Source organism: Aeromonas sp. PI_26, from assembly GCF_027854445.1.
GTDB lineage: Bacteria > Pseudomonadota > Gammaproteobacteria > Enterobacterales > Aeromonadaceae > Aeromonas > Aeromonas veronii.
The window spans coordinates 191,635-209,023 of sequence record NZ_JAJNOE010000001.1 but is presented as its reverse complement, the minus strand read 5'-3'; the positions used below and the strand labels follow the sequence as shown (position 1 = coordinate 209,023).

Genomic DNA, 17,389 nt, shown 5'->3' with positions numbered 1-17,389 from the left:
CTCTCATGGATGGCGGCATGATAGGGGGCGATCACCCCCTTGGCAAACCTCAATTGCCCGAGGCGGCGAGCTCGGCAAACCAGTGGGCCGGATCGGGCCAGCGATAGTTGAATCCCATCTGCTGGCAAATCAGCTGACCGTCGATGGGCTGAAATTCACCGGCAGGCTCGATAAAGACCGGCACGGGCAGCCCCTGCTGGCGCGCCGCAAAGGGGTAGAACTGCTCGCGGCGCGGATGCACCGGTGCGCTCAGGTTGAAGACGTCCCCATCCTTGCCCCGCTCCAGCAGCAACATACAAGCCGCCACCACATCGTCCAGATGGACCAGATTGACCGACTGGGCGCCGCCATCCAGGGTCTTGCCCGCCAGAAAACGGCCGGGATGGCGATCCGGACCATAAAGGCCGGAGGGGCGCACTATCATCACCGCCTCGAAACCGGCCGCCAGCACCGCTTGCTCCGCCGCAAGCATCCGCTCGCCACGGGCATGGCGGGGTTGCGGTTCTTCCCCCTCCTGCTGCCCTGCACCCCACACTGAGGTGGCACTGACAAACAGCACTCGCCGAGTGCCACTTGCTTTGGCAAGCTGGCAGGCCCTTGCCACTGCCTGCGGATAGTCATCGGTCTTGCTGGGCGGTACGCAAATAACCAGCGATTCGCAGGGGATGGGCCACAGTTCTTTTTTATCAGCGACGGGCATCTCGGCAGAACCCATGTTGGCAGAGATGGTCAGCGGATAGGCAGCGATCCCCTCCCCCTGCAGACGGGCCGCCTTCTCGGCGCTACTGACCGTCACCGCCACCTGCTTGCCAGCCGCCAGCAGGGCTCGCGCCAGCGGCAGCCCCAGCCAACCCGCCCCCAGAATGCCGATCGTCCCGGCGATATGTTGTTCTGTCATGGTCCCTTCTCCTGCTTGACGCTATTTGCCCCGCAGCTTACCTGCCTTGGCAGGAAAGGGAAGCCTTAACCTGCGGATAAATAAATGCTGCCAAGACAACAACATATCATTACGTTAGGGACGTTATATTTTCTCAATATTCTTTCTTGGCCAGCCCCACAGAACGCTAGCCTTTCTTCATAACTAGCTATGAACACAGCACAATTTTCAAATTACCCAGCACGAATAAAAATCCGACTATTTCATATTCACAACTTTTTATCTAGCTGAGACAGCATGTTCACACTCTGGACATGGGATGTTTTTTATTGTGTATGGCGCATCCTTTAACGCCACTTTGAATACATGGCGACACGCCTCACATAAAAACCACCTAGGATCAGATTCCTTTATATTTTTAGTTTTATTATCATAGCCAGAAGTCACTTTCTTCTTCTGAGGCACTACGACATCAATATAGCTAGCAACTTTATTTTTCAGCTTAACCTCATCAATGTTTTCATTAATAACCCTCACTCTTTCATCTAACTTCACCTTTAATTCAGACTTCTTTGCATGGGCTTCAGGATAAGATAGCCACTTTTTATTGGCTACGTTTTCAATAATCAATTGCTTTAGAGCATCTTTCGTTGTTGTATAAGTCACCTTAGATAAGTCAATTTCAATTGCATACATTTCATTCGCCCTAATCCATTTCAGTTTCTCATTATCCACAAAGTGTGTTACTGCAATTTCAATTAGATAAGGAGTTGAATTGTTATAAGCAATTATATCAGGCCTGATAACACTCAATTGTTGTTCTAACTTCACATGACTAAATTTCATTAATGATTCTTCAGTTACCACACACGTTTCTTCATGAGAATTTCCAAGTTTATCCGTTTGGGTGACTTTTACTGATAGCTTTGGGAATTTTGAAACCCCCTCTTCGCTTAAAATTTGTTTGGCCATTAAATGAATTGATGTTTCAAAAGCTGACTCACACGCCTTCGTTGTTTTAGTTGTATTGGATGGATCATGAGAAAAGTAATGTGAAACTTTTTGTCCTTTATTCGCCTGTAATTTCCCATGGCAAGAAGGACATACACAACCACAAGCAAGCCCAGATTTCACTTCTGAAACCTCGACTAAAACACCGTCTCTCAAACCAAAGGGTATCTTATTATTAGACATTGTAAAATTAAACTCCATGTTAATAATTTGTCATTTCAAACAACCATTATTGCAGGGTATTATCCTTTAATATATTTTTCTCTGTGCCACCTCACATATTTGTGATATCTAAAATATATTGCAATCTAATAGTTATAAGATAATAGAGTAAACCTTGCTATAGAGTTGTTCTGTCTAAAGACACCTCATGATCCTCGATACAAAAAAGCGGGCCAATGGCCCGCTTGGTTATATTTTACTCACCTAATCCTCACACCGGCGGATGGAACTGGCTGGCCTCGCGGGTGGCCATCTCCTCGTAGGTGGCCCACTTCTGCCACGCCACTTTTTGTGCCACCTGCATCAGCCGTTCGGCCTCCTCCGGATGGCTCTGGGCCAGCACCCGATAACGGGTCTCCTCCTGCCGATATTCAGCAAGGGGGATGGAGGGACGCAGACTGTCGAGACTGAAGGGATTCTGCCCCGCGCTGCGCAGTACCGGGTTGTAGCGCATCAGCGGCCAGTGACCGGAAGCCACGGCCCGCTTTTGCTGGGTCAGGCCAAACTCCATATCGATGCCGTGGGCGATACAGTGGCTGTAGGCGATGATAAGCGACGGGCCCGGATAGGCCTCGGCCTCACGCAAGGCCTGCAGCGCCTGCTGCGGATTGGCACCAAAGGCGATGCGGGCAACATAGACATTGCCGTAGGAGATGGCCTGCAACGCCACATCCTTCTTGGCCAGCGTCTTGCCCCCCGCCGCGAACTTGGCGACGGCACCGAGCGGGGTCGATTTCGACATCTGACCGCCAGTGTTGGAGTAGACCTCGGTATCCATCACCAGCACGTTCACATCGCGTCCGGAGGCGAGCACATGATCGAGCCCCGCCGAGCCGATGTCATAGGCCCAGCCATCGCCGCCGATGATCCAGACCGAACGGCGCACCAGCTGATCGATAAGCGACAGCAGCTCGCGAGCCTTGCCGGATTTCACCTCTTCCAACCGCTCCCGCACTTGCGCCACCCGGGTCCGCTGGGCACGGATCTCCGACTCCAGCCGCTGCGGAGCGTTGATAAGCGACTCGACCAGCTCTGCGCCCAACTCGCCCTTCATCGCCTGCAAGGCCCCTACCGCCTGACCGTGATGCTGATCGGCGGTGAGACGGAAGCCAAAGCCAAACTCGGCGTTGTCCTCGAACAGGGAGTTGGACCAAGCCGGCCCCTTCCCTTCGCCGTTCTTGGCCCACGGCGTGGTCGGCAGGTTGCCGCCGTAGATGGAGGAGCAACCGGTGGCGTTGGCCACCAGCATGCGATCGCCAAACAACTGGGTCAGCAGCTTGAGGTACGGGGTCTCGCCACAACCAGCGCAGGCGCCGGAGAACTCGAACAGGGGTTCGAGGAACTGGGCACCGCGCACGGTGGAGAAATCCACCCGCTCGCGGGCAGGCCAGGGCAGGCTCTCGAACCAGCGCAGCGCCTGCTTCTGGCCAGCCAGATGCGGCGCCTTATCCATCATGGTGATGGCTCGCTCGCCCTCGTGTTCCTCATCGGCCCCGGCCCGCACCGGACAGGCCTGCACGCACTGACCGCAGCCGGTGCAATCCTCCGGATAGAGTTGCAGGGTGTAGCGGCTGTCGGGGAAGCCCTTGGCGGTGACGGGCACCGACTGCGCTGCCTCGGGGGCGGTCGCCAGCCAGTCCTGATGGTAGAACTTGGCCCGCAGCGCCGCGTGGGGGCAGACAAAGACGCAGTTGCCGCACTGGATGCAGATATCCGAATGCCAGATCGGGATCTCGCGGGCTATATCGCGCTTCTCGAAGCGGCTGGTGGCGGTGGGGTAAGTGCCATCCACCGGCAGCATGGAGACGGGGATCAGATCGCCGCGCCCCGCCAGCATCTCGCCAGTGACCCGCTGGACAAACTCGCTGCCGCCGGGAGCCAATGGCAGCGGATAGTCGCTGATCTGCTCCTCACCGGCCGGGATGACCACCTGATGGAGGTGGGCCAGGGTGTCATCCACCGCCGCGAAGTTGCGCTCGACCACTTCGGGCCCCTTGCGGGCATAGCTCTTCTCGATGCTCTCCTTGATCAGTGCAATCGCCTCATCCCGCGGCAAGATGCCAGCCAACGCGAAGAAGCAGGTCTGCATGATGGTGTTGATGCGATTGCCCATACCGTTACGCTCGGCCACCCGATCGCCGTCGATGCAGTAGAGGCGGATATCGAGGGTGCGAATACGGGCACGCAGCCGCTCGGGCAGCTCGGCCCAGACCTGCTCAGGCTCATAGGGAGCATTGAGCAGCAGGGTCGCCCCTTCGGCGGCATGCTCCAGCAGATCGACCGACTCGACAAAACCCCACTGGTGGCAGCCGATAAAGCTCGCCTGCTCGATAAGCCAGGGGGCATCGATGGGCTCGGGGCCAAAGCGCAGGTGGGAGACGGTGCGCGAGCCCGACTTCTTGGAGTCGTAGACGAAGTAGCCCTGGGCGTGGAAGCCCTCCAGCTCGCCGATGATCTTGATGCTGTTCTTGTTGGCGCCCACCGTGCCGTCGGCACCAAGGCCGAAGAAGAGCGCCCGCACCCGGCTGGCGGGCTCCAGATCGCCGATGGGGTGCCATGCCAGGCTGAGGCCCGACACATCATCGACGATCCCCACGGTAAAGCGCGGGCGCGGCGCATCGGATGCCAGCTCCTCGAATACCGCCGCGCACATGGCGGGGGTGAACTCTTTGGAAGAGAGACCATAGCGGCCGCCACTGAGCCAGGGCAGCCGCTTGATAAGGCCGCGCTGCAAGCCGTCGATCAGCGCGCTCTGCACATCCAGCAGCAGCGGCTCGCCACCTGCCCCCGGCTCCTTGGTGCGATCCAGCACCGCCATGCGCCGCACGCTCTGCGGCAGCGCATCGAGCAGCGCCTGTGCCGAGAAGGGGCGATAGAGGCGCACAACCAAGACCCCGGTCTTGCGATCCTGTTGGTTGAGCCAATCCACAGTGGTGCGGGCGGTAGCCGCCCCCGAGCCCATCAGCACGATGACGTCGGTGGCATCAGGCGCGCCGTGATACTCCACCAGCCGATAGTGGCGGCCGGTCAGCTCGCCGAGATTGTCCATGCACTGCTGCACCCGCGCCGGTACCGCTTCGTAGAAGGGGTTGACGCTCTCGCGGGACTGGAAATAGGTGTCCGGGTTCTGGGCGGTGCCGCGCATCACCGGATGATCCGGGTTGAGGGCCCGGGCACGGTGGGCGCGCACCCAGTCGTTGTCGATAAGGGCGCGAATTTCATCCCGATGCAGGGCGGTGATCTTGTTCACCTCGTGGGAGGTACGAAAGCCGTCGAAGAAGTGGATAAAGGGCACCCGGCACTGCAGGGTGACGCTGTGGGCGACCAAGGCCAAGTCCTGCGCCTCCTGCACCGAGCCGGAGGCAAGCATGGCAAAACCGGTGCTGCGCGCCGCCATCACGTCCTGATGGTCGCCAAAAATCGACAGCCCCTGCGCCGCCAGCGAGCGGGCCGCCACATGAAACACCGCCGAGGTCAGTTCACCGGCGATCTTGTACATGTTGGGCAGCATCAGCATCAGCCCCTGACTGGCGGTGAAGGTGGTGGCGAGCGCCCCCGCCTGCAGGGCGCCGTGTACCGTGCCGGCCGCCCCCCCTTCGCTTTGCATCTCCACCACTGTGGGAATGTTGCCCCACAGGTTGGTCTGCCCCTCCGCCGCCCAGGCATCGGCCAGTTCGGCCATGGTCGAGCTCGGGGTAATGGGGTAGATGGCACACACTTCGCTCAGCTGGTAGGCCACCCGGGCCGCGGCTTCGTTGCCGTCGACCATGATCAGTTCATGTTTCATTGGGACTCCTCCGGTTGGCGCAGCTCGATGGCGTGACAAGGGCACTGGTCGTGACAGGCACCGCAGCCGGTGCAGCGCTCGGCATCCACCTGATACCCCTTGCCCGGCCCCAGCTTGGCGATGGCCTGCTCGGGGCAGCTGCCATAGCAGCCGTCACACTCGAAGCAGTTGCCGCAGGAGTAGCAGCGCGCCGCCTCGTAGCGGGCGGCCACCTCATCCAGCCCGCCGATGATCTCGCCAAAGTCATCTCGCGCCCACGCCGGTTTGACCGGCTGACTGCTGGCCGGGGCGTGGGTCTGGAACCAGAGCTGCAACTGCTCGGGCCCCACCAGCGGGTAGGAGAGCGGTTTGTGGTAGTGGCGACCGCGCAACCAGGCATCCATATGACGTGCCGCCTTCTTGCCGTGGCCGGTGGCAATGGTAACGGTGCGCTCGGAGGGCACCATGTCGCCGCCCGCAAATAGCCCCGGCACATCCGTCATCAGGTTACCCGCCACCTGCACCACTCCCTCCTTGTTGACCCGCACGCCGGGGATGCTCTCCAGCACCGAGAGGTCGACCTCCTGACCGAGCGCCAGAATAAGGGAGTCTGCTTCGAGGGTTTCAAACTTGCCGGTGGGCACCGGCTTGCCCTCGGCATCCAGCGCCATCACCTCCACTTCGATATTGGTGCTATCGAGCTGGCGGATGCTGCGCAGCCAGTTGATCTTGATCCCCTCCTCCTCGGCCTCGTCGGCTTCAAAGGCGTGGGCAGGCATATGATCCCGGTCGCGGCGGTAGATGATCATCGCCTCTTCCACCCCGAGGCGACGAGCAGTGCGGGCTGCGTCCATGGCGGTGTTGCCACCCCCATAAATCGCTACCCGCCGTCCCAGTTTAGGGGGCGGCAAGCCCTGTTCTTCGGCCAGACTGGCCTGTTCGAGGAAACTCACCGCATCGAGGATCTTGCCCGCTTCACGGGCCGGAATATCGACCCGCTTGGCCAGATGGGCGCCGATGGCCATAAAGACGGCATCAAAGCCCCCCTCGTCGCGCTCGCGCAGCACATCCTCCACCTTGTGGTTGAGGGTCAGGGTCACCCCGGCCGCCACGATGCGGGCTACCTCCCGCTCCAGCACATCGCGGGGCAAACGGTAGGCGGGAATACCGAAACGCAGCATGCCGCCAGCAAGCGGCCCCGCTTCGCGGATCTCCACCTGATGGCCGAGCCGGTTGAGGTGCCAGGCGCAGGAGAGACCGGAGGGGCCAGCGCCAATGACCAGCACCTTCTTGCCGCTAGCAGGGGCAGGTGGCGCAGGCTGCCAACCACGGGCCAACGCTTCGTCGCCGAGGAAACGCTCGATGGCATGGATGGAGACGGATTCATCCACCTGCCCGCGGTTGCAGGCACTCTCGCAGGGGTGATAGCAGACCCGGCCATGAATGGCGGGCAAGGGGTTCTCTTCGATCAGGGTCTGCCAGGCTGCCTCAAAACGGCCGGCCTGCGCCAAAGAGAGCCAGGCCTGGATATTTTCTCCGGCCGGGCAGGCGTGATTGCAGGGTGGCAGGGCTGGCCGCCAAACGGGTAGCCGAGTACGCACCGGGCCTGTTCCCGTTTTCAGGGAGAGATCCGGCAATGGGGTCATGTCCAGTTGTTTGCTCATACATTGCTTTCTTCTTTTTGTGTGACAGGCCCCACCCGATGGCGCTTGATACCGTGTAGCCGAAGCGGACGGTGGCCGGATGGGGAAGAAGCGAAAGCGTTAGAAACTGGGAACTGAGTCGATAATGGCCGCTTTTTTGTACTGATTAGCGAATCAGGATCAAAAAATGTTGCACTTTATGGTTCATAGAGACCAGAACGTGACTCAAGTAACATCTTCTCCAGCTGACCGCTGGCTTTCAGTTTGGCGAGCCCCCGATTGAAGGTTTTGATCAGTTCGTCAGCGTTGGCGCGCTTGCGACTGATCAACAGGTGACCTTCAACTTTCATCACGGGTTTTGAATGAGTTGCAAAAAGATCGACCGTGCTGGCCGGGTAGAACTGACGCAGGGAGTAGTAGCCGACATCGATGTTCTCCAGGGTCAGGTCGGCGCGGCCGGAGAGCAGCAGATCAAAGCTCTGGCGCAGCCGGGTGACGAACTGCACCTGCAGCGGCACTTGCGTGATGGCTGCAAAAAAATCTGAATTGTAGGTATAGCCACTGACCGCAGCCAGCTTGCGATCCGCCAGATCCTGATAGCCACGCCATTCCAGCGGATCGGACTTGAGATAGAACCAGACGTAGGTCTCGCTCAGGATGGGATCGCTGTAGAGATGGGTTTTGCGCCGCTCGCTCGACTCATACCAGTGGACTGTGCCATCCACCACCCCCTCCTCCGACAAGCGAAAGGCCCGCTTCCAGGGAAGAAACTGGAACTTGACGCTCACCCCTTCACTCTTGAATGCCTCGCTCACCACATGAGGGATCAGCCCCTGATATTTCAGCGTCTCGGAGCAGTAAGGGGGATACTCTCCCGTGGTCAGGGTCAGCTCCTGCGCCCAGAGCCCGTGGCAAAAAAGGCTCCCCGCCAGCAACCAGCTTATTTTCATCCCGATGCCCTCTTGTTCTGTTTTCCCAACTATAGACCGCCCCCTTGAAAGGATTGCCGGATCGTCGGGGAACCGTTATGTTCCCCTTTTTCCAGGCGATCGCGCCGCGTCACAAGGATATGAAGATGCCCAGGCTAGACAGCATTCACCTCTACCCCATCAAATCGACTGCAGGTATGCCGCTGGCTCGCGCTCGGGTGACCGAAGAGGGACTGGCAGGGGATCGCCGCTACATGGTGGTCAAACCGGACGGCACCTTTATCACCGCCCGAACCCATCCCCAACTGCAACAGGTCGTGGCTACCCCCATCGAAGGTGGCTTGCAACTGCGCTATCCGGGCTTTGAACCGCTCACCCTGCAAGAGGCCGACTTCAGCCGAGCCCCGCAAGCTACCGGAGTCTGGAGCGACCGCTTCACCGCCCTGCACACCGACCCCAAAGCCGATGGCTGGCTAAGCCGGGTGGCAGGGGAGACGGTTCAACTGCTCTGGCTGGGTGAAACCTCGGACCGTTTTCGCGAAAAGACCGGCACCCGGGTCAGCTTTGCGGACGGTTATCCGCTGCTGCTGATAAGCCAGGCCTCCCTTGAGGATCTCAATCTGCGCTCCGATGCGCTGCACCAGATGAGCCAGTTCCGCACCAATCTGGTGGCAAGCAATACCCAGCCCTTCGAGGAGGACAGCTGGGTGCGCATCCGCATCGGCGAAGTGGAATTTAAAGTGGTCAAGCCCTGCAGCCGCTGCATCATGACCACGGTGGAAGCGGGCACCGATCGTTTCAACGCTCTGAAAGAGCCGCTGGCCACCCTTACCCGCTACCGCCGTGGCGAGGATGGCGAGGTCTACTTCGGCCAGAATCTGGTGGCGCTGAACGAGGGGTGGATTGAGGCATGCAGCGAGATAGAAGTGCTGGAGCGCACCCGTCCGGTGGTCTATCCCGCCGCCGCGCCGAAGAAGCGGGAGCTGGTCTGCGTGGCCCGCGAACCGCTGGCGCGGGATCTGGAAACCTTCTGGTTCGAAGCAGCCGATGGCGAGCCCCTGCCCGACTACCTGCCGGGCCAGCATCTGCCCATCAGTCTCGATATCAAAAATGAACGGATCCAGCGGCGCTATACCCTGAGCTCCACGCCGGATCACCCGGAGCGTTACAGCATCAGCGTCAAGAAGGTGGAGGGTGGCCGCATCTCCCACTGGCTGCACCAGCAGTTGCAGGTGGGCGACCGGCTGCTGGCCGCCAACCCCGCTGGCGAGTTTCACTTAGGGTCCGAGCGCAACCTCCTGTTGCTCTCCGCAGGCTCCGGCGTCACCCCCATGCTGGCGATAGCCCGCACCCTGGTGCTACGCGGGGAGCTGGAAGAGGTTCACTTTATGCACCAGTGCCGCAGCGAAGCGGACATTCCCGCCGCCAGCGAACTGCACGCCATGGCGCAGCAGGGGATGACCCTCACCCTGATCCTGAGCCAGCCGGACAATCACTGGCAGGGGCTGCAAGGGCGGCTCAATGATGAGCATCTGCAACTGGTCAAAGGGCTGGCCGAAAAAGAGGTCTTTATCTGCGGCCCCCACGGCTTTATGGCCGATGCTGCCGCCAAAGTTGCGGCCCTCGGCGTTCCGGCCGCGCGGATCAGACAGGAGAGTTTTGGCGGCGCCATTCTCTCGGTGGCCCGCCCCCATCAGGCGGTGCAACTGCGTATCGGCGCCCAAGCCTTTACCGGCAACAATCAGGGCACTGTGCTGGATCAGGCCAACAAGCAAGGTGTAGAGCTGCCATGGAGCTGCCGCGCCGGCATCTGCGGCAGTTGCAAACGGACGCTGATCTCGGGCGAGGTGGATCACCCCGACGCCCCCGCCATCACCGCCGCCGAGCGGGCAGAGGGCAAGATCCTTGCCTGCTGCGCCGTGCCGCTCTCCGAGCTTGAAATCCTATGATCGGGTGATCGGGCCGCATTAACTCACGCCAATCCAGATGACCGGGGAATTGACCCCGGTCATCTTTTTCTGCACTTGTTCACCTGACCCGCCCTTAATTTGTCCCCACCGCCTTCATCTGTGAGTTTCCCTTCCTATACTCTCAGAGCAAAAAGCCTTGCCAGCCATTGACTTGGCGATGCTCCATACGACACTCAGCCATAGGGAAAGGATGCCCATACCATGGAACAGAACAAGCCCGCCTTTCAGCTCAACCTGCTGCTATCCGTCATCACCCTGATCCTGCTGTCACTGGTGTTTTTCGCCTACAGCTGGGCGGGTAAACAACTGGAAGAGAGTTATCGACAACAATATGTCTCCTACCTGCTGGCCGATGAGCTGCGCCAATCCTCCGATGATCTGACCCGACTCGGGCGCACCTACGTCATCACCAAGGATCCAGCCTACGAGCAGCAGTACATGCGGATCCTGGCCATTCGCAACGGCGAACAGCCGAGGCCGGATGGCTACAACCGTATCTACTGGGACTTTGTCGCCGCCAACGGCCAGAATCCCCGCCCCGACAGCAATGTTCGCCGTGGCCTGATCGACCTGATGAAGGATGCCGGTTTCACCGACGGCGAACTCGCCAAACTGAACGAGGCCAAAAACAACTCGGATGCGCTGGTCAACACCGAGGTCGCTGCCTTCAAGCTGGTGCAGCAGACCGATGGCGATCTGGTTGCCAACCAGCAAAAAGCCATCGCCATGATGCATGACAAGGCCTATCACCAGAACAAGGGGCGCATCATGTCCCCCATCGATGACTTCTACGTGATGATGGAGCAGCGCAACCATGAGGCGGTCGAGAGCGCCATCGCCAATACCGACATGCTGCGCTATCTCTTTATCGCCCTCGGTCTGGTGTTGATGTTCTTCCTCTGGCGCACCTACCGCTCCCTGCTCGATCTGGTGGGCACCTCGGTCGAACAGCTCAAGACCGATCTCCATATGATGGCGGAAGGGGACTTCTCGCGCCCCATCAAGGTGCCGCCAGGATCGAAAGAGAGCCTGATCGGTCTGCTCGGCGGTATGCAGACCACCCTCAAGGGGATCATCGCCAAGGTCTCCCACTCCACCGAGGAGCTGTCCCACTCTGCTGACAGCATCGCCCAGATCGCCGAGCAGACTGCCCAGTTTGCCACCGATCAGCAAACCAGTACCCAGACCATGGCCGCCGCCATCGAGGAGCTGGTGGTGAGCATCAGTCACCTATCCGACAACGCCACCCATGCCGACGAGCTGAGCAAGGTCTCAGCCAATACCCTGGAGGAGGGATCAGGGGTCATTAAAGAGACGCTTGGCAGCATCGAGAATATCTCCACCACAGTGGGGGATGCGGCTAGCACCATCTCCGAGCTCAACGGCCATACCCAGCAGATTTCGGAGATCATCGGGGTGATCCGCGGTATCGCCGATCAGACCAACCTGCTGGCTCTCAACGCGGCCATCGAGGCAGCACGGGCCGGTGAACAGGGTCGCGGCTTTGCGGTGGTGGCCGACGAGGTGCGCAATCTGGCCAGTCGCTCGGCAGCCTCAACCCAGCAGATCACCGGGATGATCAGCAAGATCCAGAGCGGGGCGGATGCCTCCATCCGCAGCATGGAGAACACGGTCAACAACGTCTCTCGCGGTGTCACGTTGGCTAACCAGACCGGCGAGGCGATCGCCAGCATCCAGAGCCACGCCTCCAACCTCACCGGCCTGATGGGGGAGATCAGCCACACCCTGCGCGAGCAGTCCACCGCCGCCAACGAGGTGGTCTCGACCGTCGGCAACATCACCTCCCTCTCGGAGCAGTCGGGGGATGCCGCCCGCCACGTATCCCAAGAGGCGGCCAAGCTCAAGCAACTGTCACGGGTGCTGCGCCAGGAGATGGGGCACTTCAAGCTTTAAAGAACGCTGAAAAGCAAAACGGCTGCCCGAAGGCAGCCGTTTTTTATGCGGGGTTATCCCCTGTCATCCAGCATCTATCAACCACGCAGGGCGGCGATGCGTTGCTCGATGGGCGGGTGGCTCATGAACAGCTCGCTCATGGAGCGCTTGCCGTTGATGCCAAAGGCCATCATGGAGCCTTCCAGCTGAGGCTCGGCACCGCGGGAGAGGCGCTCAAGGGCGGCAATCATCTTGTCACGACCGGCCAGCTTGGCGGCACCGGCATCAGCACGGAACTCACGCTGACGGCTGAACCACATGACGATGATGGAGGCCAGAATACCGAACAGCATCTCCAGCACGAACACGGTGATCATGTAGGCAAAACCGCCGGTGCTGCTGCTCTCTTCCTCGTTGTTGGAGCTGAAGAAGTTGCTGATAACGCCAGCCACGATGCGGGCGAAGAACATCACGAAGGTGTTCACCACCCCCTGGATCAGGGTCAGGGTCACCATGTCGCCGTTGGCCACGTGGCTCACCTCGTGGGCCAGCACCGCTTCTGCCTCGTCGCGGCTCATGCTGTAGAGCAGACCCGAGGAGACGGCCACCAGCGAGTCATCGCGGCGGGCACCGGTAGCGAAGGCGTTCATCTCGGGAGAGTCGTAGATCCCCACTTCCGGCATCTTGATACCCGCTTCGCGGGCCTGACGGGCCACAGTGCTCACCAGCCAGTGCTCGGTCTCGTTACGGGGTTGCTCGATGACCTGGACGCCATAGCTGCGCTTGGCCATCCACTTGGACATCAGCAAGGAGATAAAGGAACCCCCAAAACCGAACACGGCACAGAACATCAACAGCCCGGAAATGCTGGACTTGTTGATCCCCAGAACCGAGAACAGGATATTGAGTACCACCCCCAGCACCAGCATGACGGCCAGGTTGGTCACCAGGAATAGCATAATTCGCTTCATATAGACTCCTTGTGAGAATTAAAGACACGGAGATAGATCACTCGACCTCCCTATCTCCATGTTATGGATGAATTTTAGGGAGACTCGATGAATGTTCGCTGAATGTGACGTCACAAGAGCGGAGAGATATCAAGCCGCCCCTGCAAATCAGCCTCAAATGGATTATTTATAAAGGGAATTTCCCCCAGAAACGGGGCCGGTAACATCCCCCTCAGGGTGTCCAGATTTTCCTGATAGTGGCTCATGGCACTGTGAAGGCGATTAATAACCCATCCCGCCACTGGCAACCGATCGTTGCGAATGGCAGCAAAGGTGAGCAGTGCATGGTTGAGACAGCCCAGTTTGGCCCCCACCACCAAAATCACCGGCATGTTCTCCTGCTTCACCCAATCCGACAGCAGATGCTTGCGCTCCAGCGGCAGATACCAGCCCCCCGCCCCTTCCACTACTGCAAGCTCGGCCCCTGCCTGTTCAATCTTGCGCAGCCCCTCGCTCAGCCCCTGCATGGTAATGGGCTGGCGCGCCTCGCTGGCAGCGATATGTGGCGCAATCGGCGGCTCATAGGCAAAGGGATTGACCACCTCATAAGGCAGCTGAACACTCGCCGCCTCCTGCAACAGAACAGCGTCGAGGTTGCGCAATCCATCGGGTGTTCGGGCACACCCTGCCGAGATAGGCTTGTAGCCGGCACAGCGGATCCCCTGTGCGCTGAATTCGCGCAGCAGAGTGCGTGCCACCAGCGTCTTGCCCGCATCGGTATCTGTGCCGGTGATAAAGAATGATTTCATATGGTTCTCTCCTTGGCAGGGAGTGGCTCACTGCCCTGCACACACTGCAATTCCCAGCGCTCAGCGAGGCTTGCTGAGGCGACCGAGACACACCCGATAACTGGCGACCAACCTGCCATCGGGCTGGCGAAATGCTTCATATGCCTGAGCCAGCTGCTGCAATCTGGCGCGACCGCTCAGACCGGCCGGGGCGGCGCCCCCTTGATTGTCGTTGATCTGATTGGCCCCAATCCCCTTGAGATCGCGCAACAACTGCGGCAATTCAAGATAGGCGAGATCCCAGGTGATACAACGCAGCTCGGGAGCAGATACCCCGGCGCTAGCCAGCGCCTGCTCCAATTGTGGCAGGCTGAGGAAGCGATTGACATGGGCGCGACCATCAAGCTGCTGCCAGGCGGCTCGCAACTGCCAGAGCGACTCATCGAGCAGGGTCGAGAAAAAGATCTGGCCGCACGGTTTGACCACCCGAAGCAACTCGCCAAAAGCCTGGGCCGGACGCTCGCACCACTGCAACGCCAGACTGGAGAAAACCCAGTCGAACGAGTTATCGGCGAAAGGAAGCTGCTCCGCATCGCCGCAGAGCAGGCGAGCACCGCTGCCACGCAAGGCGGCCTGCGCCAGCATGCCGGGGGCGAGATCAAGCCCCACCAGCTGGTGACAACGGTTCGCCAGTTGGGGCAAGAAAAAGCCGGTGCCGCAGCCCAGATCCAGCCCGCTCACCGTCAGATCAGTGCCAACCAGCCTGTCTGGCATCCATTCCAGCAGCGCCTGACCCACCTCCTGCTGAAAGCGGGCATGGGCATCGTAATGACGAGCGGCGGCGCCGAAACGGCGAGCAAGCTGCGCCTTGTCGACCGTTTGAAAACGCTCAGCCATAGTGAGCCTCCCCAAGCGTTGTAACTTCAGGGCTGACCCCCAAGGCATCGAGCAGGCGATCCACATCCTGCTCGCGGTGAGCCGCACTCAGGGTGATGCGCAGCCGGGCCGTACCGACCGGCACAGTGGGCGGGCGGATGGCGCTCACCCAGACGCCGCGCTCCCGCAGCCGTTCAGCCAGTTGCAGAGCGGTGCTGCTCTCCCCCACCAGCAGCGGCTGGATCGGGGTATCGCTCGCGCCAAGCTGCCAACCCAACGCCTCTGCCCCTTGCCGGAAGCGAGCGATCAGCTGGCCAAGATGGGCGCGGGACTCATCAGCCGCGCGCACCAGTTCGATGCTCTTGCTGACCGCGCAAGCCTGCGCGGCGGGCATATGGGTGCTGTAGACATAGTGGCGGGCAAAGTTGACCAGATACTCCACCAGCTCGCGACTGCCGCCGACAAAGGCACCGGCGACGCCAAGCGACTTGCCAAAAGTGCCCATCTGGATGTGTACGCTGGCAGAAGGAACCCCCTGCGCCGCCAGGGTGCCGCGCCCCTCGGATCCCAGCACACCAAGACCATGGGCATCGTCGATCATCAACCAGTTGCCGCTTTGGGCGGCGAGGGTTGCGAGCTCGCGCCAAGGGCCCTGATCCCCGTCCATGCTGAACACCCCTTCCGAGACAATCAGTCCGCGATTTGGCTCAAGCTGCCGTTCAAGGGCCGCCATGTCGTTGTGGGCAAAGCGCTTCATCTTGCAGGGGAGCTGGCTGCCCATCTCCTGCAGGGAGGCGTGGTTGAGTTTGTCCTGCCACAGCAGATGATCCTTGCCGAGCAGGGCTTTGAGCACCGCCTGATTGGCGGAAAAACCGCAGTTGAAGAGCAGCACCGCCTCCACCCCGAGCCACTCGGCCAGGGTCTTCTCAAGCTCTTGGTGGGCATGACTGTAACCGGTCACCAGCGGCGAGGCGCTGGAGCCCGTACCATAACGCTCAATCCCCGCGTTGAAGGCGGTCTTGATGGCGGGATGATCTGCCAGCCCCAGATAGTCGTTGGCGGAAAAATTGAGGTATTCGCGCCCTGCAACCCTGAGCCGCCCGCCACTCGCCCCGTCGGTCGCGATGCGGTTGCGCAGCAGACCCGCCTGCTCGCGCTCGGCCAGCGCCGCGCCCAACCCAAAGGGGCCCGTTACTGTAGGGCCGTTCATCACCGAGCGGCCCCTGCACGGGGGCGGGTGGCGTCATAAAACATTTCGGCAGGTTCGCTCTGGCGGCTCACCTCGGCCAGCAGCTCCTCTTCTTGAACCTGATCCGGCTTCTGGGCCCGCTGAGCGGGGCGAATGCCGAGTCGCTTGAACAGCTGCATATCGCTGTTCTCGTCCGGGTTGGGAGTGGTCAGCAACTTGCAGCCATAGAAAATGGAGTTGGCCCCGGCCATAAAGCACATGGCCTGCATCTGCTCATTCATCTTCTCCCGCCCGGCGGAGAGACGCACATGGGAGGCGGGCATCATGATCCGCGCCACGGCGATGGTGCGGATAAATTCGAATGGATCGAGGTTCTCCTCGTTCTCCAGCGGCGTTCCCTTCACCTTGACCAACATGTTGATGGGCACGCTTTCGGGGTGGCGCGGCAGGTTGGCCAGCGCCATCAAGAGGCCCGCCCGATCTTTGGCCTGCTCGCCCATGCCGACGATGCCGCCAGAGCAGACCTTCATGCCGGCACTGCGCACATGCTCCAGGGTATCGAGCCGATCCTGATAGGTGCGGGTGGAGATGATCTCGCCGTAAAACTCCGGCGAGGTGTCGAGGTTGTGGTTGTAGTAATCGAGCCCCGCGGCCCCCAGACGCGCCGCCTGATCGGCGGTCAGCATCCCCAGCGTCATACAGGTCTCCATGCCGAGCCCGCGCACCTCCTCGATCATCCGGATGATGTAGGGCATGTCTTTTTCTTTGGGGTTGCGCCAGGCGGCCCCCATGCAAAAGCGTGACGAGCCGTTGGCCTTGGCTTCGCGGGCCCGCTCCAGCACCTTCTCCACCTCCATCAGCCGCTCGGCTTCGAGCCCGGTGTGGTAACGGGCGCTCTGGGGGCAGTATTTGCAATCTTCCGGGCAGGCGCCGGTCTTGATGGAGAGCAAAGTACTCACCTGCACTTCATTCGGGTCAAAGTGGGCGCGGTGGACGGTCTGGGCCTGAAACAGCAGATCGTTGAATGGCAGGGCAAACAGGGCCTGAACCTCGGCGAGGGTCCAGTCATGACGAAGGGCGTGACCGCCCGCGGTGAGAGCATTCATACATGGCTTCCGGTTGTTATTAGTGGGATCCTCCGCCCGCCATCTTGGGATGGACGGCCACAGAACCCGCCGCCGGGCCCGCGCGCTCAGGGTGATGCGCAGTGCCAAGTGGCTGAAATTGTTGGCTAGTGTAGAGAGCACGCGTAGACTGTCAACACCGACCAGATCA

The 17,389-nt window shown here is 60.3% G+C and carries 12 protein-coding genes; 2 read left to right on the top strand and 10 right to left on the bottom strand.

Annotated elements, in window-relative coordinates; translation table 11 throughout:
- Nucleotides 1–49: 49 nt before the first annotated feature.
- The 5 genes from LRL22_RS00910 to LRL22_RS00890 all read right to left on the bottom strand — a co-directional run bounded on the left by LRL22_RS00910 (nt 50) and on the right by LRL22_RS00890 (nt 8,469).
- On the bottom strand, nt 50–898 hold the full coding sequence (locus LRL22_RS00910) for an NAD-dependent epimerase/dehydratase family protein (RefSeq protein ID WP_270904491.1): 849 nt from the start codon (nt 896–898) through the stop codon (nt 50–52).
- A 258-nt stretch (nt 899–1,156) separates the two neighbouring features.
- Nucleotides 1,157–2,071 (bottom strand): hypothetical protein, encoded by a 915-nt coding sequence (locus LRL22_RS00905; RefSeq protein ID WP_270904490.1) that lies wholly within the window; start codon nt 2,069–2,071, stop codon nt 1,157–1,159.
- Nucleotides 2,072–2,321: 250 nt separating this feature from the next.
- Nucleotides 2,322–5,897: a pyruvate:ferredoxin (flavodoxin) oxidoreductase gene (gene nifJ, locus LRL22_RS00900; RefSeq protein WP_270904489.1), complete on the bottom strand. Its 3,576-nt coding sequence runs from the start codon at nt 5,895–5,897 to the stop codon at nt 2,322–2,324.
- Nucleotides 5,894–7,540 carry an NAD(P)-binding protein gene (locus tag LRL22_RS00895; RefSeq protein WP_270904488.1) on the bottom strand — a complete coding sequence of 549 codons (1,647 nt, stop codon included), beginning with the start codon at nt 7,538–7,540 and terminating at the stop codon, nt 5,894–5,896. Before LRL22_RS00895 ends, nifJ begins: the two co-directional genes overlap by 4 nt.
- Before the next feature lie 176 nt (nt 7,541–7,716).
- A complete protein-coding gene (locus tag LRL22_RS00890) occupies nt 7,717–8,469 on the bottom strand; it encodes a substrate-binding periplasmic protein (protein WP_270904487.1) in 753 nt (250 codons plus the stop codon).
- Between the two features lie 77 nt (nt 8,470–8,546).
- On the opposite strand from LRL22_RS00890, the gene LRL22_RS00885 reads away from it, so the two are divergent.
- Nucleotides 8,547–10,397 (top strand): hybrid-cluster NAD(P)-dependent oxidoreductase, encoded by a 1,851-nt coding sequence (locus LRL22_RS00885; protein ID WP_270904486.1) that lies wholly within the window; start codon nt 8,547–8,549, stop codon nt 10,395–10,397.
- A gap of 222 nt (nt 10,398–10,619) precedes the next feature.
- The gene (locus tag LRL22_RS00880) at nt 10,620–12,332 is read left to right on the top strand and encodes a methyl-accepting chemotaxis protein (protein WP_075115480.1); all 1,713 of its coding nucleotides are present in this window, start codon (nt 10,620–10,622) and stop codon (nt 12,330–12,332) included.
- A gap of 77 nt (nt 12,333–12,409) precedes the next feature.
- Here the strand turns inward: LRL22_RS00880 and htpX are convergent, their stop codons facing one another.
- The 5 genes from htpX to bioB all read right to left on the bottom strand — a co-directional run bounded on the left by htpX (nt 12,410) and on the right by bioB (nt 17,220).
- On the bottom strand, nt 12,410–13,282 hold the full coding sequence (gene htpX, locus LRL22_RS00875; RefSeq protein ID WP_069527876.1) for a protease HtpX: 873 nt from the start codon (nt 13,280–13,282) through the stop codon (nt 12,410–12,412).
- Nucleotides 13,283–13,392: 110 nt separating this feature from the next.
- A complete protein-coding gene (gene bioD, locus LRL22_RS00870) occupies nt 13,393–14,070 on the bottom strand; it encodes a dethiobiotin synthase (protein WP_270904485.1) in 678 nt (225 codons plus the stop codon).
- Nucleotides 14,071–14,130: 60 nt separating this feature from the next.
- A complete protein-coding gene (gene bioC / locus LRL22_RS00865) occupies nt 14,131–14,946 on the bottom strand; it encodes a malonyl-ACP O-methyltransferase BioC (protein WP_270904484.1) in 816 nt (271 codons plus the stop codon).
- Entirely contained in the window at nt 14,939–16,135 is a 1,197-nt protein-coding gene (gene bioF, locus LRL22_RS00860) for an 8-amino-7-oxononanoate synthase (protein WP_270904483.1), read from the bottom strand. The genes bioC and bioF overlap by 8 nt, the downstream gene beginning before the upstream one ends.
- On the bottom strand, nt 16,135–17,220 hold the full coding sequence (bioB, locus tag LRL22_RS00855; RefSeq protein ID WP_270904482.1) for a biotin synthase BioB: 1,086 nt from the start codon (nt 17,218–17,220) through the stop codon (nt 16,135–16,137). Before bioB ends, bioF begins: the two co-directional genes overlap by 1 nt.
- Nucleotides 17,221–17,389: the final 169 nt, after the last annotated feature.